This window comes from Planococcus halotolerans, from assembly GCF_003289955.1.
Classification (GTDB): Bacteria; Bacillota; Bacilli; order Bacillales_A; family Planococcaceae; genus Planococcus; species Planococcus halotolerans.
On sequence record NZ_QLZR01000009.1, the window covers coordinates 69,014 to 90,084 of the forward strand.

A 21,071-nucleotide genomic window follows, 5' to 3' on the forward strand; every position below is an offset into this window, starting at 1 on the left:
ATTGCTGAAGCTGGCAAAAGCAAAATTCAAGCTCGGTTGGCATTATTGTCCGGAATGATCAAATAAAAAAGAAAGGGAGTGCAGAGAATGAGAAACGTAGAAAGTATGCAGGAATACATCGACACTAGAGATTTTGAAGTGCGTTTGAAAAACCTCTCTGAACGTGCAAACGATCGCATTTTATCAAATGTCATTAGTCATATCTGCTGGCATGGTCCGATAACCCGCACTTGGATGGAAGACGAAATTTCTTCTCAGGAGTTGATAGAGAATGAATCGCTGAAACATGTTGTTGATCATCCGATTGAGGACCATTTCGGTTCGGAAATTCGCACAGGCGATAAGTGGTTCCAGGATGGAGCAGGCCGCGTAGTGTTGGAGAATAACATTGAAGATTATCTGATTGAAGTGGCAAGAGTCGAGTTTTGCCGGGCAATAGAATAAGCCGGCTGCATAAGCAACCGGCTCACCGTCCCATGTGGAGTGGGATGAGTTATACAAACAAATTATGTGCTCAGTATAGCACAACTTGGGAGGAACAGTCATGAAGGAAATAAAAATCAATCGCTTGAAGCTTACAAACTTCAAAGGTATAAAGGACTTCGAATTAGTCGTTAATGGAGAGGATGTTCGTGTTTACGGAGATAATGCCACTGGTAAGACCACTTTGTTCGATGCATTCCTTTGGCTCCTGTTCGACAAGGACAGTCAGAATAAAAAAGACTTTGGCATTAAGACGCTGCAAAATGGCAAGGAAAAGAACATGATCGACCACGAAGTCGAATGTGGATTAACTGTGGATAATGTATCTCTCACGCTTAAGAAAGTGTACCGGGAAAAATGGACGCAGAAGCGCGGATCCATTACGAAAGAGTTCTCTGGTCATGAAACGGACTATTTCATGGATGGTACGCCGTTGAAGAAAGGCGAATTCAATAAACGGATTGAAACCATCGTCGAAGAAGAAATCTTCAAGCTGTTGACGTCTCCATCCTACTTTAATGAACAGGTGAAATGGCAAGACCGCCGCAAGATCCTTCTCAGCATTGTCGGGGAAGTATCAAATACGGAAATCTTCAAATCCAATAACGAATTGAAGGGCTTGGAGCTAATTTTGAAAGGAAAGTCGATGGAAGACTTCCGGATGACAGTCAATGCCCGCAGAAAGGCAATTAATGACGAACTGGACCGCATCCCGATCCGAATCAATGAGATTGAAAAATCCATTCCAGAAGGGGACGGGAATGTTCCGGAGCTGCGTAAGGAAGTCGCACAACTGGACAACGAAATCGAGGACCTGCAAGGACAGGTCAGCGCCATCAAGAATGGCAATGCCGTCCTTACCAAGCAGGGTGATCTGCAGAAAATAGAAATAGAAATCCAGAATCTGAAACGCAAGTTGGAAAGCGGATCGAAAGATGAAGTTTACCGTTTACGGGCGAAGCTTCAGGAAGAACAATCTAATCTGCAGACGTTCCAGTCAAGCAAGCGCTCTGCAGAAGGCCAATTGCAGTTTAACCAAGATAATGTCCAACGTGTTGAAACTAGACTAATGGATTTACGGAATCAGTGGCATAACGTGAACGGCGAACAATTCACCCATGAAGTGGAATGTGAATGCCCGGCTTGCGGACAAGAACTGCCGGAAGAGAAAGTCCATGCAGCCAAGGAAAAAGCTATGGCTCAGTTTAATGCACGGAAATCTGACGAATTGCGGAAAATCACGCAAGAAGGCGAGCGCGGCAAAACCGAGAAGAAAAAGTATCAGAACGAAATTGAGCGCCTGCAGAAAGAAATCGATGCCTTGATTGAGCCGATTGCCGGCAAAGAAAAGGCCATCAACAAAATCAAAGAAGAGCTGCATACTGCTGAGAACAGCATTCAGGATGTCGAAGGCAACCAAGAATACAGCAATCTGCAAATGGAAGCTGCGCATCTTCGTTCCGATATAGCGGAATTGAATAATAAAGCTGAGGAGGCAATCGGCTCTGTGCAAGAGGAAATCGCCGAAAAGAAAATCAGACGCGATAACATTCATACGAAAATTGCCCGCTATGCCAATGTAAAAGGGCTGAAAGAGCGCATCCAGGTACTGAAAGAAGAGGAAGAGCAGCTGGCAGCTGAATTTGAAAAACTCGAACATAACCTCTATCTGACGGATGAATTCATTCGGGCGAAGGTCAGAATCATGGAAGAAAGAATCAACGCCAAATTCCAATTTGCCCGTTTCAAACTGTTTAAAACAAATATCAATGGCGGATTAGAGGAGATGTGTGAAGCCTTGTATGACGGCGTTCCTTACACAGCCGGACTGAACAACGCAGCTCGCATCAATGTTGGTTTGGACATCATTAACACGCTGTCCGAATTCCATGGCATCCAGGCACCGATATTCGTCGATAATGCTGAGGCTGTGACGAAATTGATCGATACCGAAGCGCAGTTAATTAGCCTGGTCGTATCGGAAACGGATAAGAAATTGCGTGTCGAAAACATCAAATTAGAGGAGGCAATTTAATATGACAAACCCAAATGAACTGAAAACGCAAGATACAAGCTTACAAGCTACGCAGTCTGAACGGTTTTTGAAAAATGTTGAGACCCAGTTTGCTGCAGAAGCGGGGGCGCCGATGGCGTTCTCGGATTATGAAAAAACATTAGCGCAGCATTTGTTCTTAAAAGTAGATAATGTCCTCAAGGATTTGGAGACTAAGCGATTGGCTGCTCCAAAGCCATACGGTCAACCGTACACTTGGCAGAACGTGAACATGCGTAAATTAGCACTGGATGCCGTGCATCGCGTTCAGTTAGGGCTTGATGCCCTTGTACCTAACCACGTTCATCCTGTGCCTTATTTTAACAAGCGAGAAGGTAAATACGACTTGGATTTACGAGTTGGTTATGTCGGCAAAGCATACTACCGCCAGCAAGTTGCTGTGGATGTACCAGTGGATATCATCTACGAGCTGGTTTACAGCACTGACGAGTTTATCCCATTGAAAAAATCATTTTCTAATGAAATCGAGTCCTATGAATTCAATATCAAAAACGCTTTTGATCGTGGAGATATCGTTGGCGGATTCGGATATATCGTTTATGAAGATCCCAAGAAAAACACACTCATTATGGTCGGCGAAAAGGACTTCGAAAAATCCAAAAAGGCGGCACAAAGTGATGCGTTTTGGTCCAAGCACCCGGTCGAAATGAGATACAAAACACTCGTCCACCGAGTGACGGATAAGTTGCAGGTGGATCCGAAGAAAGTAAATGCCACTGCTTATGCTTATGTTGAAAACCAGGAAGAAGAAACGGCAGTACGCCGTGAAATCAATGAAAATGCAAATAAAGAAATCTTAGACATCGAATCGCCGCAATCGGGTGGGAAAGATTTTGATTTTGACGACACCGAGACGATTGATGTAGATCAGACTACTGGCGAAATTTTAAATGAACAGCCGGTAAAAGAAACTGTGCCTACAACTGAAGGCCCTGGCTTCTGATGATTGAAATAACAACACTTGCTACCGGATCGAAGGGGAACTGCTACCACATTACGGATGGCCATACGCCCCTTCTCTTGGAAGCAGGAATCCGGTTCAAAGACATTCAGCGCAAATTGAACTTCCAAACACGGAACATTAAAGGCTGCCTGATTACTCACGAGCATAAGGACCACTGTGGAGGCTTGTCTGAGGTCCTGAAAGGCGGCATCGACTGTTACCTTTCACCGGGAACAAAACAGGCCATAGGCATCGAGCATCACCGCTTGATAGCGATAGAAAACAAAAAGCAGTTCCAGATAGGGACATGGACCATCTTGCCGTTTGACGTGCAGCATGACGTCTCCGAGCCGTTTGGTTTCCTGTTGGTGAATACGGCAAGCGAAAAGCTGCTATTCGCGACAGACACCTATTACATCAGGTACCGCTTCAAAGGTCTTACCCATTTGATGGTGGAATGCAATTACTCGCAGAAGATATTGGACGATAATATTGCTTCCGGAAGGACGCCGAAGATCCTGAGAAAGCGGCTGATGCAGTCGCATTTCTCACTGGAGAACATGAAGGAATTTCTAAAAGCGAATGACCTGACACAGCTGCAGGAGATTTGGCTTCTACATCTATCTGATTCCAACAGCAATGAAGAAATGTTCCGCCAGGAAGTCGCGGAGCTCACCGGCAAGATGATTTATATTCCCTAAAGATTTTCGATAGGAAGGAGGTACTGATGTGCAAGGATGGTTTAAATTACACCGAGAAATGTTTGATTCAGATATTTGGCATGACGCCAACACTTTCCGCTTATTTGTTTTTCTGATTGCCAAGGCAAGTCACCAGGATGGCGTAAAGATTAAAGGACGAGTATTGAAGCGCGGACAGTACATTCGATCCTATCGAAAACTTGCGGATGACCTCTCTTATAAAGAAGGCAGGGGGTTCAAAACGCTTTCACTTAGCACAATTAAGAAATGTGTTAGCAAACTTGTTGACGACGAAAGGGTGAACGTTGAAGAAACGGAACTAGGAACACTGTTTACCATCGTTAACTACTCGCTGTATCAGGATTCGGAAGACATAAAAAAAGAAAGTGCGAACGGTGAAAAAGAGGAAGTGCGAACTAACTACGAACTAAGTGCGAACGAACTGCGAACTAACAGCGAACAAGAACAAGAACTAAAGAACTTAAGAACTAAAGAACTTAATTCTACTACAGCTACAACTACCACCCAGCCGGCTGATGATTTCGGAAATATGCTGCAGACCTTTGAAGAAAATATTTGCAGGCTGTCACCTTTGCAAATCGAATCGTTCGGCAAATGGTTTGACGATTTCAATCAACAACCGGAAATCATCATCGAGGCTATATCGATTGCTGCTAACCGCAATAAAAGAAATTTCGGCTTTGTCGAATACCTGTTCAAGGAATGGGCGGACAGCAAGCTGAAGACCATCGAGCAGATCCAGTCGCATGAACGCAACAAATTCAATAAGCAAGCTACTCAGAAAAGCGCTGGCAGGTATCAACCGCGCTCAAATTACGGCAACAAGCCGATGCGGGAAGAATTGCTCCCGGAATGGTTTGGGAAACCCGAAGAGGAACGTGTGCCGGAAACGGTGCCGCAGTCGAATAGCCAATTTGAAGAAGAAAAGCAAAAGATACTTGCCGAACTGGCAGCTAAAAAGGGGCGAGGATATGAGGGAGATTAAATTCAATTTTTACAACACGCGTACCAGAGAATACACGCACTGGAATGATTCAAATGTCGGCCTGAATTTTTCCGCCTTTTGTACCCATGAGCATTTAAGGTTCTTGCAGTATACCGGATTAAAAGACAAAAACGGCGTTGAGATTTTTGAGGGGCATATACTTTCTGCTTTTTATGGCACTCAATTAACATCGGTGAAATGGAATAAGGAGTTTGGACTTTACGAAATCGACCTGCAATTAAGTGGTGGCTCAGAGGCATCTGAAGAATTGCTTGGAAATCACTTAAGCGTAGTTGAAGTCATCGGCAACATCTACGAAAACCCTGAATTGCTGAAGGTCTAATTTTTTAAAATTAAGTTGTCAATATATTCTTTTAATTCGGTAACACAATCATAGCCAACTGGAAAACAATTGAAGGAGGGAATAAATTGGGAAGAACAGCGCATAAATCACAGTCCGTGGACGAGCGTATGAAACAGATTTACCTTCGTGACTTGCACAGTCTCGGTATTACTTCAGGACCAAGTAACGAGCCGTTGCACAGTATGAATAATGCTGATCTCTGTCGATTGATTGCCAGGGAAAAAATGAAACGGGATTAGGGGGAAGGATGGATGTCGGTACCACGAATATTACATTATCCCGGCAGCAAGTGGAGCATGAGCGACTGGATTATTCACCACATGCAGGAGCACAAAACGTATTTAGAACCATTCTTTGGGTCCGGTGCCGTCTTTTTCAAAAAAGAGAAGTCAGGAATTGAAACAATCAATGACATGGACAGCAGCATCGTGAATCTATTCAAAGTCATCAGAGACCACCCGGTGGAGCTGGCAAGAAAAATCGAATGGACGCCTTTCTCCAGGGAAGACTACTATGCTTCGTACGAATTCGAGACCGGGGACAGCATCGAGGACGCCAGAAGATTCCTGGTCCGCTGTTGGCAAGCTATCGGAGCAAAAACAAGCGACCGAACAGGGTGGCGAAGCTTAATTTCCTCGAATGGTCCAGATGTGGCGAAGGAATGGAGCAAGTTGCCTGAAAAGATAATGCTTGTCACTGACCGGTTGAAGGAAGCGCAGATAGAGCACCAACCAGCTGTGAAGTTGATTGAACGCTACAAGCGGAGCAACGTGCTAATTTACGCGGATCCGCCATACATCATCGAGACGAGAACCAAGCGCCATTATAAGCATGAAATGACGATTGAGGACCACATGGAATTGCTCGAAGTTTTGGATGCACATCCTGGACCGGTCCTACTGTCAGGCTATGCTCACGAAATTTATGACAGCAAGCTCAGCGACTGGGAACGTCAAACTCTCGATGTAGCAGCTGAAGCAGGAGCTCGCCGGCAAGAAGTGCTGTGGATTAACCAGGTTGCTGCTAAGGCAGGGTACTTTCAGGATTCATTATTTAAATGAGGAGTGGAGGCAATGGAAACTTGTAAACGGTGCAACCGACAGTTGAAGACCGTCAAGAGTATCGACGTCGGTTATGGTCCAACTTGCAAAAAGAAACAGGATGAAGCAGACGCGGAGTTTCTTCGGATTCAGATTACGATGGAAGAGGAATTGGAATATCAGAAAAAAGTGAAGAGGTAACAGAATTTCATAGACAAAAAAGGATAGCAGCCGCTATCCTTTTGGCCATTACAGAGAGAACGGGGGTCATTTTATTGCGCATGCAAGAAGTTAAAATTTCGGAGACAGGAATTCTGGAATTGGATATAATGGAATTACCAGAAAGTTGCATCCTTGTAATTTCTCAGGGGAAAGCAAAATATGCCTCACTTCCTGCTCATGCTGAAACGAGCATTGTTACGTATAAAGGGAAAGTGAAGCGGGTTAATTTCGATGAGGGGGAAGATTTTTAGTGAATGTAATTGGAAGTGTATGGGAAGCTGTAAAGCCTGTTTGGGATGTAGTTAATCCGATTTGGGTAGTAGTGGGGCCAGCAGCTGGCTTTGGGCTTAAGAGTGTATTGGAAAACAAGAAAAAAAAGAAAATTAATTCTAGCGAATCTAAAGATTCTATTGAGCAAGCAGTTCATTTAATTTCAGCGAAATATTTCAGCATCGGAAGAGACATTGAGCTTTACAAATTTACCGGAAGCAACATAGCTGGATTAAATGAATTTCCTGTAGAGTGGATTCCAAGTCAAAAAGAGTTAAATGCCCTTAGCCGAGGCAGAATGATTGATGATTGTACAGAAATTATATCAATGGATTTGACGGTCAAAGACAAAGATTTCAAGGAATTTGAGGAAAATATTCGCTCTTTTATGCATGAGTGTAGAAACTTAAAGCGAATTATGGAAAACAAGGAATTTGATGAACTTAAAATATCAGTCATTCAAACTGTTGATGAAAAATTAAAAGAATCACACGGAAAAATCATGAATGACTTTAGAAATTTTTAGCCGGCACCAGCAAACTGGAGGACATTATAACAGCTCAATAGAGAAATTATAAAAGGGTGAATGTTAACGAGGGGGAAGATTTTTGATGGGACTAGAAGAAAGTACTTTAAAACACTTAAAGAAAGAAGTCAAGAATACAGGAGGTATAAATTCTCACTCGGATAGGTTGGCTTTTACTGAGCATTTATCTAAAACACATAGTAAGGATTTATTGAAATTTTATATTGCAGATTTAAAAAGTATTCCAAATACGTGGAGTTTTATAGCAACAAGTACAAATAGTATCATAACTCTATTTATAACGATCACTTTTGGAATATTTGCAGTAGCTCTTGGTTACTATTACACTTTAAATTTAGAAGTTTTAAAATTGGGAAAGCAAACTGAATCTGACACTCTTCTGTCCACTTTAATTAGGGGAATAGGAATAGTGGCTTTCGTATTAGTATTCTTTACAGTTATGGTTTCAGAGAAAATAAAACAAGCGACATTTTATTTATCAATATGTGAAGTAGCCTTAGAAAATGATATAAATTCAAATGAAAATATCGGAAATATTCAAACAGTTGAAGAAACAAATATTGCATAAAGTATAAAAATTCCCTCCAATTGAGAATTGAATATTATTAATAAGTCATTTATAGCTCGAAAGGGGAAGGGGGGAAGAGTTTTGAAAAATATCGAAGTACTTTATCAAGTTAAACGTCCAGATGGTTTATATTCCGAAGTAAAGAAATTTCGATTAGCAGCTATAACGAATTCTGATCAACATGATGAAATGGAATTCAAGGAGTATTTCACTGGATTAATTGCGGAATCTGAAAAAGTGGAAAGAGAATCAATTCGAGCAAAGGGTTATAAAGAATTTAGATAGTCCGCACCAGCAAACTGGAGGACATCATTACAGCTTAACCGCTGTTTTGGTGTCCTCTTTTTTATTTACTTTAAAGGAGATGGGTGAAATGAGAACAATGCGAGAGCAGCTTATAGCAAAAGGCATCGTGGTCCGTCTGAGTGTTAAAGAAGAAGTTGCTGATACAAAGAGAAGCAAAAAGCCGAAAGAGCAGCTCAGCCACAGAGAGCTGCAAGAATTAATGGGCAGTAATCGCGAGACATTCAAACGTGCTAGAGGTGGAGCAATCCGCCGCAATAGATAGGAGGGGTGAAGATGAAGATATGGGCTGATGAGCTGATTTTGCAGTACAAGAAGCACCGTAGCGAGTTGGTGAAAAAGAGGAACAAGATGAACAAAGAAGATCCGCAGGACAAACTCGATTTAACTCATTACAACAGCATGATTGATGAAATGGATTTTGTGCTGCAGTGGTTGGAAACCGGTCGAGATCCTAATAATTATCGTGGAGCGGATAGAAAAGGTGTATATCAGTATCAGTCATTCCAGAGCATTGACTTCATCCCTGATATTACTGAACAGATTGAGGAAGGTCCTAAGCACCTCTATATGTCTGCTGAAGAAAAAATCATTATGGCTGATATATTTTCCTCTTTATCGTTTCGTGAGCGACATTGTTACGTTTTGCATGTCGGCCGGCAGATTAGTGTAGCAAAGATTGCAAAAGGTTTAGGAGTAGGAAAGTCAACGGCTCAAAGCTATATTGAACGAGCCAAAAGGAAGATAAAAAAGAGAGTTTCCTAGTCCTCCTTGCCGTACGTTTGCCGTACGATGTCCCTATATATGAAGGGGAGAAAAAGAGGGGATGCGTTCGAGCGAACAGTCCCTCCCATAGCCCCGTTTAAACGAGTGGTTTTAATTGGATATAAAGGATTTTATATAATCTTCCTAGAAGTAATAATTGGGGAGGTGAGATTAAATGCAACCAACAGATAAATATCCAGATTTTGAAGAGAAAATTGCTAAAAAAATTGAAGAAGAGGGTTCTGAAATTCTTGGTTTAAAAGCGACACTTGCGCTAGCTTCATTGTTAGATGAAAAAGGAATCATTAAATACGAAGATTATATCGACAAATTTTATGAATCTTTAGCTACAGAAGAATAGTGAAAGTATAACCACTCTTTGGAGTGGTTTTTTATTATGTCTATAAATTAAATGACACTCCTGCCGATAAAAATAACTGGGAGGGGTGAAAAGATGCCAGAAATGCAGTTGTTAGATTGGAATGTAATTTGGAGTGATTTTCAAATTGCTTTTGGCCCGTTTGCAGTAGCACTTATTCCAGTGATTATAGCAGCGGTAGTGCTTTTGATCATAAAGCAGCTAATACCAAAGGGAGTCTTACGCCAAATCTTTGGAATCGTAAGCATGGTTATTATCGTTTACATCGCTATTACTTCTATTTCAAATACTACGATGAATTGGTGAACTAGTTTAAGCATCCTTAGAGATGCTTTTTATTATGTCTAAAAAAGCGAATAGCGCGAGAGTGGGTGATAGAAGGATGGCAAAAGGTAAGTATCTTGAATGGATAACCGAAGAAGGGGTGGCGCTGCTGGGTGGGTGGGCTAGAGACGGCCTAACTGATGAACAGATAGCTCATAACATGGGCATCAGCCGGTCGACGTTGAATGAATGGAAGAAGAAGTACCCGGACATTTCGGACACCCTAAAAAGGGGCAAAGAAGTTGTTGATCGTCAGGTAGAGAATGCAATGATCAAAAATGCAATGGGCTATGATTACGAAGAAGTTACTTATGGAACTGTAGAAATGAGCAGCGATGAATTTGCTGAACGTGTTGATGCAGAGGCAGATTTGTTCATGCAGCAGAATCCAAAGGCCACATCTGAAGAAAGACTTCGGTTTATTGCATCCATTCCGAGAACGAAAGAAGTAGTGATTAAACGAGTCACGAAACATAAGGCACCAGAGACACTGGCTCAAATCTTCTGGCTGAAGAACCGTAAGCCGGAGCAGTGGAGGGATAAACAGGAAATCAACCACAGTGGCGGCTTGGACAACAAGCTGGATCTTACGGGGCTTTCTGTCGAGGAGTTGAGGAAGCTTGCTCAAACTGACGGATAAGCAACGGAAGCAGCTGGCATGGGAAGCGCAGAGTGAACTGGCTCGCCGCTCCTATCGCGATTATGTGCTCCATGTCCATCGTGGTAATTACAAACACTTCCGGCATACCGAATACATTGCTGACCGGTTGGAGCCGATTGCCCAAGGGCAGCAGAAGTACATGTTCATTGAAATGCCTCCACGGCACGGGAAGAGTATGACGGTTACTGAAAGCTTCCCGAGTTATTACCTATCCAAGAATCCACAGAAGCGGGTTATTGCTGCTTCCTATTCGGATACATTGGCTAAAAAGTTCGGCCGCTTGAATCGGGCAAAGCTCGAAGAATATGGACCATTTCTCTTTAATGTTTCGCTCTCCCAAGCCAATGCCTCTCAAAGTAACTGGGATGTAGGTGCTTTTGGTGGCGGGATGATCTCCACAGGTATCGGGGGCTCCATCACAGGTCAAGGTGCGGATTTATTGATTATTGATGACCCATTCAAGAATGCCCAGGCTGCAAACTCACAGACCATTAGAGACAGCGTTTGGGATGAGTGGGAGTCGACACTTTCAACCCGATTGCATAAGGGGGCTTCGGTCATTGTCATTATGACGCGCTGGCATGAAGACGATTTAATCGGTCGTTTACTCGAGCGTTCTCCTCATACATGGGAGCGGATTCGCATGCCGGCCATCGCAGAAGATGAAGATGACCTACTTGGAAGGGAAGTCGGAGAGCCGCTGTGTCCCGAACTTGGTTTTGATGAGAAATGGGCAGAAGATAAAAAGACCGAAGTAGGTTCGCGGACTTGGAACGCGCTTTTCCAGCAGCGTCCCGCTCCTGCAGGCGGTACCATCTTCAAACGCGAATGGTGGAAGTTCTATAAAGTGGCTCCCGCTCATTTCGATGAAATCATCCAGTCCTGGGACTGTACTTTCAAAGATGCTGAGACTTCGGATTTTGTTTCCGGACAAGTCTGGGGGCGCGTTGGAGCGGATAAGTATCTCCTGGATCGCGTGAAGGAGAAGATGGGTATCAAAGCAACCATGCAGGCCATTCGAACAATGTCGGCCAAGTGGCCGCAAGCCAGGGCAAAGCTGATTGAGGATAAAGCGAATGGAACTGCAGTCATCGAAATGCTGACAAAGGAGATACCCGGGCTTATTCCGGTCAATCCGAAAGGTGGCAAAGTAGTTCGGGCGCAGGCGGTTGCTCCAGAAGTCGAAGCAGGCAACGTTTACTTGCCTGATGGCTCGATTGCTCCATGGATTCACGATTATGTAGGCGAATTCAGCACGTTTCCGTTCGGTAAGAATGACGACGATGTCGATAGCATGACACAAGGATTATCACGCTGGCATGAACCGCAGGGAGAATCGAAATACGTATTGCCGCCGATGATTGGCGGAATAAAGAGGGGGTGAGTGCTTGAAATTCTTCAATTGGCTCAGACCAAACAAAGAAGAGCAATTAAGACAACAAGTCCGAGCAGCTGCTAATAAAGCGAAGCGTGGACAGCAGACAAAGCAAACGGCTTTCAAATGGGAGCAGCAGTGGGGGCTTTATGAAAAAGTGTTGAGCCGCAAATCCTACAGCTCGAAAGAAGTCATTGATAGCTTAAAAGTAATTCGGGATTTAAATCCGGATGCGAGTATGGCTATCTGGAATTTGCAGCGCTTAGTGAACAGTGGCTTTGAGGTTGTCGCGCAGCGGCCAGACGGAACGACCGACGACGCTATGACGGAGAAGTTGGAAGACCTGGCTAAACGTGTCGGCCCTCTTTACGGAGGCGGCATGGACCAGCTGGTAGGCGTTTGGACATTGGCGGGCTACACAAGCGGCGGCTTTGCTGCAGAAGTCGAATTGAATGAGCAACTGAATGATGTGGTGGACATCCATGTCGTTGAAGCCACATCCATCGATTTCATGCGGGACAAAGAACAGAAAATGAATATGGTACAGCGGCAGTCTGACGGATCACTCAAAGTGTTGAATCCGGAGACTGTTTTTTATTATCCACTGGATCCGGATGTCGGTGATCCATACGGCCGGTCGCCGCTCCTCCCGATTCTGCAGATCGTCTTCTTCCAGGTGCAAGTCCTTAAAGACTTGCAGCGGGTGATTCATCACCAAGGATATGAGCGGTTTGATATTTCGATAGTAGAAGAGGCCATCCTGAAGGCCATGCCGGATGAAATTAAATACGAACCAGCCAAGGTGAATGAGTTTGTCCAGGCTTTTGTGGGAGATATTGAAAAGCATTTCAGTGAATTGGAGCCGGACACCGACTTCATCCATACGGATTCCGTTAAAGTGCAAACTGCAGGTGGAGCGGGTGGCAAATCGATGGATGCGACTCGAGTGATTGGTGTCATTAATGAGCAAATCGTTTCCGCTCTGAAGATGCTGCCGATTCTACTTGGCCGCAATGAAGGAACGACCGAAACGCACGGGACCGTCCAATGGCAAATATTCGTTGCGGGTGTGAAGAGCATTCAGCGAACGATTAAGCGCCTAATGGAGCGGTCTTTTAACGTTTACTTACGGATTCAGGGATTCCAGGGAAGAGCGAAGGTGACCTTCAATGAAATTCCTGTTCGAAATGAAATGCAGGAAGCTCAGGCAGAACAAACTCGCACGAATACGAAAATCATCCAGGTGCAGCAAGGATGGATTGATAACGACGAAGCCGCAAATGATATTACGGGCCATGATGCAGTCGGTCCCGCTCCAGCACCTAGTAATCCGATACTCAATTCCTTCCGTCCGCCGACAAGTTCGGCGCGAATGATGGGAAAGAACCGAGCCGATGAAGACGAAATAGAAGAAGGCGCAGCGGCATTCATCGGCGAAACAGAGGAGCCATGGGCCGAACAGGTGGCAGAACTGACGGATCAAGCGGAAGAAGCTTTCGGGCGTTTCATGAAATACCAACGAGAGGAATACATTGCCCGGATGAGAAAGGCTGGCACGCCGCTAAGCACAGAGCAAGAGGCAATCGAGAGTTTTCGTGATTGGGTGGAAACGAATGTCCTTTTTGACAGCTCGGAGCAGCTCGCGCTTTGGAATGAACTTGGCATGGACTGGATAGCGGTCGCCGCCGTAACTGCTGGAGAAGTTAATGCCCTGACGTTTGATGTGGATGTCGTCTTTAATTCGCAGGATGAAGTTCTTTTGCGGGCTTTGAGTGACCGCTCCAGGAGGTCCGCTGAATTCATTCAAGGTGTTACAGACGAAAGTGTGCTGATGTCTCTTTGGGATGTCGTGGCTGACGGGAAATATGATATTGCCAAAGCCACAAAGGTTTTGGAAGAGGACCATGCCTTCAGCAAGAACCGCGCACGTGTCATTGCTCGCACCGAAATGATTGGAGCGGCAAGAGCAGGCCAGAATGATTCCGACAGGCAGAGTGGTCTGGTCATCGGTAAAATATGGCGTTCTGCTAAGCAAGACCGTACAAGACCGGGGCATCGAAAAGCGCATGATCAAACAGTTGCCTTTGATGAGCCTTTCCTGGTGGAGAATAACAAAGGTGAGATCGAGCAGATGATGTATCCAGGAGATTCTTCACTTGGTGCATCCGCTTCTAACGTAATTCAATGCCGGTGCTGGTATAAACGAATTTTGGCAGGCGAGGAAATGTAAAAAACCGCTGTGAAAAAGCGGTTTTTCTTTAGACTATAACCCTTTACTTGTTAACCATGTCCAGAGAGATTTGTTCGCATAACCACCATAATTAGAAGTTACTCTTGTTATAAATACACTATCATTCGCATCCATCGCAGAACGGACTATATCTCTAATTTCATTTGCTCTTTTTGGAGTGTCTACGAACCAGACTGACTCTAAAGGGTGATTAGTATCTCCTAAAGATTTTATTTTCTCGTAGAGCTTTGAATAATCTTGCCCAGGAGATTTTAAATCATACGTAATTATATAAACCGTCATAAAATATCACCTCGCTTTCAATTTAATATATTCCACAAATAACATAAAATTCCTTTGAGAGGAGGTGAATGAATTTGGGGGAAAGTACAGTATTGCATCTGCCGGCACGCATTACGCTGTCAGCAGAAGAGGCACCAAATACGGATGTGGATCTCGAAAAGATTAATCGGCATACCTTGGAGCCGGTTGAAGCAGCTGAAATTTTTACATTCAGCGGGAATTGTTCCAATGATCGAATGGATTCGCACTTTACGCGGATGGATCCACTCACAACGCTTCGCAATTATGCGGATGACCTGAAAAACGGGGTCAGCCTGCAGGAAGGGCATAACGTTTACGTGAATCCGTACGGCCGCTCCTATGATGGAGAGGTCAAAACGATAGGTGACGAGACTGGCCTATCGAACGCAGTCCGTGGCAGCTGGTACATCATGCGAGGGGTCACAGCAAACGGGAACAAAACCGACGATACCATCAGACAGATAAAAGCGGGAATTGTCCGGGACATGTCAGTTGGATTTTCAGGCGGATCATATCGATGCGGCAGCTGCGGAAAGGATTTATGGAATTCGGATTGTCCGCATATTCCGGGGCTTGAAGATGAGAATGGCCGCATATCCTTTGCTTGGATCGTGGATGCGCGACTTCGGGAAGTCTCGACCGTTTATAAAGGGTCAACGCCAGGAGCGTATATCGACAAAGCGCGGGAGTATGTGAAGCAAGGTCAAATGGAAATAGACAAAGTGCATCAATTGGAGCAGCGATTCAACGTTCGTTTGGACGATGGAAGCCGCTCCTTTTATATTGCAGAAAAGAAGAAGGGAACAGGGTCAAACATGGATTTATTAGAACAAATGAGAACGGCCATTAAAGAAAACAAAATCGAAAAGCGCTCAGTTTATGAGTTGCTGGGTACGGAGGGCGAGAAATTCCGTCAGCCGGATGATATTGCCATCCGCAATGAACTTGGTGATGCAGCCAGCGTTGATGGCGTGAAGAAAATGAAAGAAGAAGCGGAGCAGGGCCGTCAATACCTTGCTGATTTAGTCGACAGAGCAGTGGAAGCGCGTGTGCGTGCCCAAGGCGAAGGATTCAAAGCAGAGCCTTACAAAAATATGCTCTCCCGTTCTGCAGATATCGAATACATCAAGTCTGAGATTGAGTCTTATGATGCGATGGCAGCGGAGCGGTTCACGCCAGGACGCCAGACGGAAGCAGAAATACTTAAAGCCCGCCAGCAGGGCGGCGATGATGATGTCATCGTATCTGAAACATATAAAGGAGTTGGGCAATAATGATCAACAAACGTGGTGGGGTTGTACCCGATAGTTTTGGCTTGTCACTTACAGTATTCGCGCAAGATGCGACAGCAGCTGCTCCGGTAAAAGCCGGTGCACCTTTGAAGCTCGCTACTACTGGAGCTTATCACGCGGTGAAATGCGCTGATGGTGATGCAGTAGAGCTTGTTGCGAAGCATACAGTAACGGATCCGGATGCGCCGCTTGGCGTACATGCTTATGGATTCTCACGCAATGCTGAATTTAAGTATTCAGGAGCGGTCGCAGTTGGAAATTCAATTGTGGCAGACGCTAATGGCGGCGTAAAAGCAGCAGTCGATGGCGCAGGAGCAGCAGTGGACAATGGAACATTTGTGGCGTTAGTAAATACAGCGAAAGGCACAGTAGAAGTACTGTTGCCATAATGGAGGGGAAATAATGGAATTCAAACACAAGATTAAAAACAGCCGCGGGGAAGTAATTGAATTAAAGAACGGTTCGGACCTTAAATCAGCCATTAAGGATGCAGCAGGAGCGGATGGCCGCATTGCCGGTCAAGCGCAGGACCTCATGAGCAAAAACAGCTCAGCGACATTCCGCGCTTACCTGGATCAGCAGGCGATTACGGTTAAAGATGCAATTCGTTCTCTTGGTTTTGCTGATGTTGGACCGATGCAAGCACGCGCTTTATATGAAAACGACAACACAAAGCCGCTCTTTAACGCAGTTCTGGAAGATGGCTTCCGTGAAGGATATTTGGCTGCCGGCCGTGCAAGCGAACTGGTTGCTCAAACGATTTCAATGGATCAGATGTCTTATCAGTACTACGAAATTGAAAACAAGGAAAACGACGATCTTGACCTGAGCTTGGTCGGTCAGGGTGCACCAATTCCAGTCGTTACAATCAAGCTGGATACGAACCACACCATCTTCGTTTACAAACGTGGTGGCGGTATTGAAATCACGGACGAAGCGAAGTCAATGCGCTTCGATATGCTCGCTTTGCACTTGCGCAAACGTGGCCTTCAGATGGGCCGCACGGACGAGAAGCTGGCAATTGCCCGCCTATTGAACGGCTACTTCAAAGACGGTACCGATGCCGCTCCGACAATTGGCGTTAAGACAGCCAATGACTGGAAGATGTCGGATATCTGGTACGCAGCACAGCACGGAAACCAGGAACACGGCTTTACTTATAACCGCGCTGTCATGAACCTGGCGACTGCAGAGAAATGGGCGACGATGAAAGAGGACAACGGCCAAATGATCTTCTTGAACGAGCTGAAAAAAGGCGATATGCCCGATATGCTGCGTATGGCGCCATTTATTTCGGAATCTATTCCGGATAACCGCATCATGGTCGTTGATACACGCTTTGCATTGGCAGAATACCAATACAAGCCATTCTCTGTTGAAAACGAACGCAACGCGAAGACGCAGGTGGAAGGTTCATACGCCACTGTCACTTCTGACTATGTGCCATTCGATAAGAATGCCCGCATGATCATCAAACTGGATTCTGTACGATAAGGGGGAGAGCCTAGTGGCTAAGATAGACACAGCAAATGAAATCGTTGAAGAATTTCCGAATAAAGGCTTCGATGCCGAGCAGCTAAAAGAAGAAAATACGCAGGAAGAGCTGGATCAGCTTCAGCAAGACCTGAGAGCGGAGCGGGAAGGAACAGGGGATAAAACCTCTGAGCCTTCTGAAACTCCAGCACCTGAAGCGTCTGCAGCTCCAGCCAAAGAATCTGCAAAGAAATACAAACTGAAGGATCCCGAGACTTCCTACCAGGAAGTCGGCTTCACATTAGCGGATGATCAGGAAAAGGAGCTGCCAGAGAATCCTTCTTCATTCCTGCTGGGCTATATTCGTTCTGGCTTTATTGTCGAGGTGAAATGATATGGGGTTTGCAACAACGGTTGAAGTAAAGGACCGAGTGTCTTTCGAAGAACTCAATACGATGGATGATGCCAAGCTGACAGTATTAATTGAGCGGGCGGAGCGGTGGATCAAGCGATTCACCGGCCGCAGCTTTTCAGAAGAGAGGGATCCGGACAAATTGGCGGATTTACGGCACGCAACTGTTCTCCTTGTTGAGTATCTATGGTTCCAGGACCAGCCGGATATGAAGGAAGAGGCATTTGATAACGTTCAGACCGAGAAAATCGGTTCGTATTCCTATACTAAGAATGCGAAGCCGGGTGAAGCGACAGGTGTAGTGGAATTGGATCAAATCCTTTTTTCATTACGCCCTTCTGCTGACTTGAAGCCGATGTTCTTTTCGACATTCGGACCCGGTGGTGGAACGCGATGAGCTTGCGCCGCTTATTGATCCATACCTGTACGACTACAACGCCCGGCCAGAAAACAGGCGAAACGGAATATGGCAAGCCCATCTATGGGACTGTAACGAAAGAAAATGTTCCTTGCCGCTCCGATCTGATTCAGCAGTTCAAGTCTACGGATATGTACGGAACAGATGTCATTTCGAAAAATATGCTGTTCCTGGAACCGGATGAGGACTTCACTGAACAAACTCGCTTCTCAAACATCCGGGACAAGGAAGGGAACATCCTTCTGGAAGGCAGCTATACAATCGACGACAGCAAGCCCGCTTATGGACGTAAGCGACTGCATCATCATGAAGTCTCTTTGAAAAAGGAGAGTGATTCAAGTGGCTAATGGCGCAATGAGTTTCAACTTCAAAATGCCGGAGGAGCTGATGGAACAGTTCTCGGAATCGAACTTGAAGAAGGCCCGTACAAAGGCTGTTGAAGCCGCTGGAATGGTTTGGGCAGATGAAACAAAAGAGATCGTCATGGAAGACGATCACATTAATACGTCTTTGTTCATCAATTCCATCGGATATGTGACGGGTTTCGCCGGCAATTCAGAAGGTCCGCGGGCAACTGAAGGCGACGTCGTTCATGAAATCACCGATGAAGGCGGCAAAACAACCCTTCAAATCGGTTCTGCAGTGAGTTATGCGCCTGTACTTGAGAAGAGATATAACTTGATGGCGCGAGGGTTGGACCGGGCGCAAGAACGGATGAACCGTGTAGCGGACCATCAAATCAAAACCATACTGAAAATCTAAGGAGGATTTGAATGATTGATTATATAGATTCAATTCCTCCGGTTTTTCGGTTCTTTAAAGCACGCACCGATCTTCATGTAGATGCAAACACCTTCCAGTCGAACATCACGGATGGCCTGCTCGTTCGTTCTGCAGGCGGCGTCGGCTTTACCCGCATTCAGATGATCTTCCGCTCCAAAGATGAAGCGGCGGCCATGGCAGGGCTTATTTCCTGCATGAATATGCTGGAGCGGGAAGCCGCAGCCATTACAGGATTGAGAGGCAGCTGGTGTGAACGTGAAGGGAATCCTGTTCCGTCGAAAGATGAAGAGACAGGAGCTTTTGAAGCGTGGGTTTATATGAGATTGGAACACTTAGAAGCATAGGAGGAAACAAAGATGGCAGATAATACTAAGCTCGAAAAGAAAGCTACAGAGTCTCGCAAGATTGTTTGCAAGGGGCCTGCTGATAAAAATAGCGGCGCTACAATTCTCCGATTGCCTGAAGAAGGCACGAAGAAGAAGCCCTTTGATATTTACGAGGGTCAGACGCTAATCGTTGGGCGCGAAGTATCAGAAGAAACAGCAAAAAGGTTATTGGATATGAAATCATGGAAATTCGAGGAGGTTAAGTAATGACACCGGATATCTTCAATGTAAACTCAGAAAACTTTGTAGGCGGCCCAGGTCGCCTTGTGGTTGCAGACCTAGCAATAGCTGCTCCAACAAAAATCAGTGACGTAATGGATACGACGACACCTTACAATTTAAAGAACGGGTGGCGGGATCTTGGTGCAACCAATGATGGAATCTCGATTTCACGTGGATTCTCTACAGAAGACTTCGAAGTGGATCAAGTGATGGGGCCAGCGGATACAGAGGTTACCGGATATACACATTCACTTTCAACAAGTTTGGCGGAGAACACGCTTATCAATCGCCAGCTCGCATTGGTTGGTGGCGAAATCATTGAAACACCAGCTGAACTTGGAGCTGCTCAGGCACTTGCAGGTGCCTTGGCAGTTGGTGCAAGAATTGTCACGCTAACAACAGCGGATGTCGCTTTTAAAGCAGGCGGGTGGTTGCAATTCACTGGTGGGGAAATGAAGAAAATTGTATCGGTCGATGGGACTAGCGTTGTATTGGAATCGGGCGTAGAGAAAGCGTATGCGACTACCGACAGTGTTTCTCCAATCACTTCTTTGCCAACAAAACGCATTGGCTATGGTACGAAGCGCGATGTGCCATTCCAGCGTTATGCACTGATTAGCCAGAAGAAAGACGGTTCTCTTTATATGGCCGTTATCCGCAAAGCTCAGGTCACAGGGGACGACAAAGAGCAAAGTTTCAATAAATCCAAACGGGTATTGCCGCTTTCACTTACTGCATTCCCTGAAGATGGCATTGCGGACGAAGAGAACGTGTATTACGAAATCGAAGAATCTATCTAATCGGGAGGAAACTTTTCTATGGCAGCAAATAAATTAAAATCTTTGGATATTAACGAAACAATCGGCAGCATCACTTTAACGGATAGGGAAACGTCAATTGACGTTCCTCGTCTTGATATCTCTAAAATCATACGGATTGTGAAATTCATCGGGACAGACGGTATCCGGATTTATAGTCGCCTCCGCGAGCTCCTTCAAAACGACGAACTCACTTCCTTCGAGAGAATCATTGCAGTCGTTGAGGAATTGAAGGAAGAGCAGCTCATCCGTGTCGTCGCAATTATATTGGACATTGATGATAAAGAAGCCTTGAAACTGGATTTAAACGAAATATTGGATGTGCTTATTGTACTTTCCGATAACACGAATTTAGACAAAACTTTTACCCAAGTCCGGACCCTGGCGAAGAAGATGTTCCAGGTGGAGATTCCGGACTTCCAGACGATCATTCAGGAACGGTTCCCGGCAGCGGAAACGGAAACCGTGACGGTGGAAGTCGGTTAGACTTTGATGAGTTCATCGATCAGCTCATCAAACAGATTGGCTTAGTATCGTCCCACTTTGGCTACAAGGAAGAATACGTTCTCGGGCATACCGCTGACTGGCTCAGACGCAAATACGAGCAGGCAGTTGAAGAAAAATACAATGCCAGCCGGGAGCGCTCGGTTGAAGGTTTCAACGGCCTGAGATTGTTGGTCGATAGCAT

General features: G+C 45.2%; 31 protein-coding genes. 30 read left to right on the top strand and 1 reads right to left on the bottom strand.

Annotated features, from left to right (window positions below):
* Positions 1-87: 87 nt before the first annotated feature.
* The 19 genes from DP120_RS18730 to DP120_RS16930 all read left to right on the top strand — a co-directional run bounded on the left by DP120_RS18730 (position 88) and on the right by DP120_RS16930 (position 14,255).
* On the top strand, positions 88-444 hold the full coding sequence (locus tag DP120_RS18730; RefSeq protein ID WP_240612026.1) for a YqaI family protein: 357 nt from the start codon (positions 88-90) through the stop codon (positions 442-444).
* A gap of 100 nt (positions 445-544) precedes the next feature.
* Positions 545-2,518 (top strand): AAA family ATPase, encoded by a 1,974-nt coding sequence (locus DP120_RS16850; RefSeq protein ID WP_112224796.1) that lies wholly within the window; start codon positions 545-547, stop codon positions 2,516-2,518.
* Position 2,519: 1 nt separating this feature from the next.
* The gene (locus DP120_RS16855; RefSeq protein WP_112224797.1) at positions 2,520-3,500 is read left to right on the top strand and encodes a recombinase RecT; all 981 of its coding nucleotides are present in this window, start codon (positions 2,520-2,522) and stop codon (positions 3,498-3,500) included.
* Entirely contained in the window at positions 3,500-4,201 is a 702-nt protein-coding gene (locus tag DP120_RS16860; RefSeq protein WP_112224798.1) for an MBL fold metallo-hydrolase, read from the top strand. Before DP120_RS16855 ends, DP120_RS16860 begins: the two co-directional genes overlap by 1 nt.
* Positions 4,202-4,229: 28 nt before the next feature.
* Entirely contained in the window at positions 4,230-5,207 is a 978-nt protein-coding gene (locus tag DP120_RS16865; RefSeq protein WP_112224799.1) for a DnaD domain protein, read from the top strand.
* On the top strand, positions 5,194-5,550 hold the full coding sequence (locus DP120_RS18540) for a YopX family protein (protein WP_165843822.1): 357 nt from the start codon (positions 5,194-5,196) through the stop codon (positions 5,548-5,550). Before DP120_RS16865 ends, DP120_RS18540 begins: the two co-directional genes overlap by 14 nt.
* A gap of 272 nt (positions 5,551-5,822) precedes the next feature.
* Entirely contained in the window at positions 5,823-6,632 is an 810-nt protein-coding gene (locus DP120_RS16875; RefSeq protein WP_112224801.1) for a DNA adenine methylase, read from the top strand.
* A gap of 12 nt (positions 6,633-6,644) precedes the next feature.
* Complete coding sequence (locus tag DP120_RS18545) at positions 6,645-6,812, top strand: DUF6011 domain-containing protein (protein WP_165843823.1); 168 nt, start codon at positions 6,645-6,647, stop codon at positions 6,810-6,812.
* 80 nt (positions 6,813-6,892) lie between these two features.
* Positions 6,893-7,084 carry an XtrA/YqaO family protein gene (locus tag DP120_RS16880; RefSeq protein ID WP_112224837.1) on the top strand — a complete coding sequence of 64 codons (192 nt, stop codon included), beginning with the start codon at positions 6,893-6,895 and terminating at the stop codon, positions 7,082-7,084.
* Complete coding sequence (locus DP120_RS16885) at positions 7,084-7,629, top strand: hypothetical protein (RefSeq protein WP_112224802.1); 546 nt, start codon at positions 7,084-7,086, stop codon at positions 7,627-7,629. Before DP120_RS16880 ends, DP120_RS16885 begins: the two co-directional genes overlap by 1 nt.
* Positions 7,630-7,714: 85 nt before the next feature.
* Positions 7,715-8,218 (top strand): hypothetical protein, encoded by a 504-nt coding sequence (locus tag DP120_RS16890; protein WP_112224803.1) that lies wholly within the window; start codon positions 7,715-7,717, stop codon positions 8,216-8,218.
* Between the two features lie 81 nt (positions 8,219-8,299).
* Complete coding sequence (locus tag DP120_RS16895; protein WP_112224804.1) at positions 8,300-8,503, top strand: hypothetical protein; 204 nt, start codon at positions 8,300-8,302, stop codon at positions 8,501-8,503.
* Between the two features lie 88 nt (positions 8,504-8,591).
* The gene (locus tag DP120_RS16900; protein ID WP_112224805.1) at positions 8,592-8,786 is read left to right on the top strand and encodes a hypothetical protein; all 195 of its coding nucleotides are present in this window, start codon (positions 8,592-8,594) and stop codon (positions 8,784-8,786) included.
* Between the two features lie 11 nt (positions 8,787-8,797).
* On the top strand, positions 8,798-9,286 hold the full coding sequence (locus DP120_RS16905) for a helix-turn-helix domain-containing protein (protein WP_112224806.1): 489 nt from the start codon (positions 8,798-8,800) through the stop codon (positions 9,284-9,286).
* A 175-nt stretch (positions 9,287-9,461) separates the two neighbouring features.
* The gene (locus tag DP120_RS16910; RefSeq protein WP_112224807.1) at positions 9,462-9,647 is read left to right on the top strand and encodes a hypothetical protein; all 186 of its coding nucleotides are present in this window, start codon (positions 9,462-9,464) and stop codon (positions 9,645-9,647) included.
* 93 nt (positions 9,648-9,740) lie between these two features.
* Positions 9,741-9,971: a hypothetical protein gene (locus DP120_RS16915; protein WP_112224808.1), complete on the top strand. Its 231-nt coding sequence runs from the start codon at positions 9,741-9,743 to the stop codon at positions 9,969-9,971.
* 76 nt (positions 9,972-10,047) lie between these two features.
* A complete protein-coding gene (locus DP120_RS16920) occupies positions 10,048-10,629 on the top strand; it encodes a helix-turn-helix domain-containing protein (protein WP_112224838.1) in 582 nt (193 codons plus the stop codon).
* Positions 10,610-12,034, top strand: a complete 1,425-nt coding sequence (gene terL / locus DP120_RS16925) for a phage terminase large subunit (protein ID WP_112224809.1) — start codon at positions 10,610-10,612, stop codon at positions 12,032-12,034. The genes DP120_RS16920 and terL overlap by 20 nt, the downstream gene beginning before the upstream one ends.
* Before the next feature lie 4 nt (positions 12,035-12,038).
* A complete protein-coding gene (locus DP120_RS16930) occupies positions 12,039-14,255 on the top strand; it encodes a phage minor head protein (protein WP_112224810.1) in 2,217 nt (738 codons plus the stop codon).
* A gap of 33 nt (positions 14,256-14,288) precedes the next feature.
* Here the strand turns inward: DP120_RS16930 and DP120_RS16935 are convergent, their stop codons facing one another.
* The gene (locus tag DP120_RS16935) at positions 14,289-14,558 is read right to left on the bottom strand and encodes a hypothetical protein (protein WP_112224811.1); all 270 of its coding nucleotides are present in this window, start codon (positions 14,556-14,558) and stop codon (positions 14,289-14,291) included.
* 74 nt (positions 14,559-14,632) lie between these two features.
* On the opposite strand from DP120_RS16935, the gene DP120_RS16940 reads away from it, so the two are divergent.
* From DP120_RS16940 to DP120_RS16990, 11 genes are read left to right on the top strand one after another with little or no spacing between them, the layout of a single operon-like run.
* Positions 14,633-15,853, top strand: a complete 1,221-nt coding sequence (locus DP120_RS16940) for a hypothetical protein (RefSeq protein ID WP_112224812.1) — start codon at positions 14,633-14,635, stop codon at positions 15,851-15,853.
* Positions 15,853-16,260 carry a hypothetical protein gene (locus DP120_RS16945; protein ID WP_112224813.1) on the top strand — a complete coding sequence of 136 codons (408 nt, stop codon included), beginning with the start codon at positions 15,853-15,855 and terminating at the stop codon, positions 16,258-16,260. The genes DP120_RS16940 and DP120_RS16945 overlap by 1 nt, the downstream gene beginning before the upstream one ends.
* Positions 16,261-16,273: 13 nt before the next feature.
* Complete coding sequence (locus DP120_RS16950; RefSeq protein ID WP_112224814.1) at positions 16,274-17,365, top strand: phage major capsid protein; 1,092 nt, start codon at positions 16,274-16,276, stop codon at positions 17,363-17,365.
* 13 nt (positions 17,366-17,378) lie between these two features.
* Entirely contained in the window at positions 17,379-17,738 is a 360-nt protein-coding gene (locus DP120_RS16955) for a hypothetical protein (protein WP_112224815.1), read from the top strand.
* A gap of 1 nt (position 17,739) precedes the next feature.
* Positions 17,740-18,153, top strand: a complete 414-nt coding sequence (locus tag DP120_RS16960; protein ID WP_112224816.1) for a head-tail connector protein — start codon at positions 17,740-17,742, stop codon at positions 18,151-18,153.
* Positions 18,150-18,521 carry a hypothetical protein gene (locus tag DP120_RS16965; RefSeq protein WP_112224817.1) on the top strand — a complete coding sequence of 124 codons (372 nt, stop codon included), beginning with the start codon at positions 18,150-18,152 and terminating at the stop codon, positions 18,519-18,521. Before DP120_RS16960 ends, DP120_RS16965 begins: the two co-directional genes overlap by 4 nt.
* Positions 18,514-18,936 (top strand): hypothetical protein, encoded by a 423-nt coding sequence (locus tag DP120_RS16970; RefSeq protein WP_112224818.1) that lies wholly within the window; start codon positions 18,514-18,516, stop codon positions 18,934-18,936. Before DP120_RS16965 ends, DP120_RS16970 begins: the two co-directional genes overlap by 8 nt.
* Positions 18,937-18,947: 11 nt before the next feature.
* Entirely contained in the window at positions 18,948-19,301 is a 354-nt protein-coding gene (locus DP120_RS16975) for a hypothetical protein (protein ID WP_112224819.1), read from the top strand.
* Positions 19,302-19,313: 12 nt separating this feature from the next.
* Entirely contained in the window at positions 19,314-19,550 is a 237-nt protein-coding gene (locus DP120_RS16980) for a hypothetical protein (protein WP_112224820.1), read from the top strand.
* A complete protein-coding gene (locus DP120_RS16985) occupies positions 19,550-20,365 on the top strand; it encodes a hypothetical protein (RefSeq protein WP_112224821.1) in 816 nt (271 codons plus the stop codon). The genes DP120_RS16980 and DP120_RS16985 overlap by 1 nt, the downstream gene beginning before the upstream one ends.
* An 18-nt stretch (positions 20,366-20,383) precedes the next feature.
* Positions 20,384-20,869 (top strand): hypothetical protein, encoded by a 486-nt coding sequence (locus DP120_RS16990; protein ID WP_112224822.1) that lies wholly within the window; start codon positions 20,384-20,386, stop codon positions 20,867-20,869.
* Positions 20,870-21,071 lie beyond the last annotated feature (202 nt).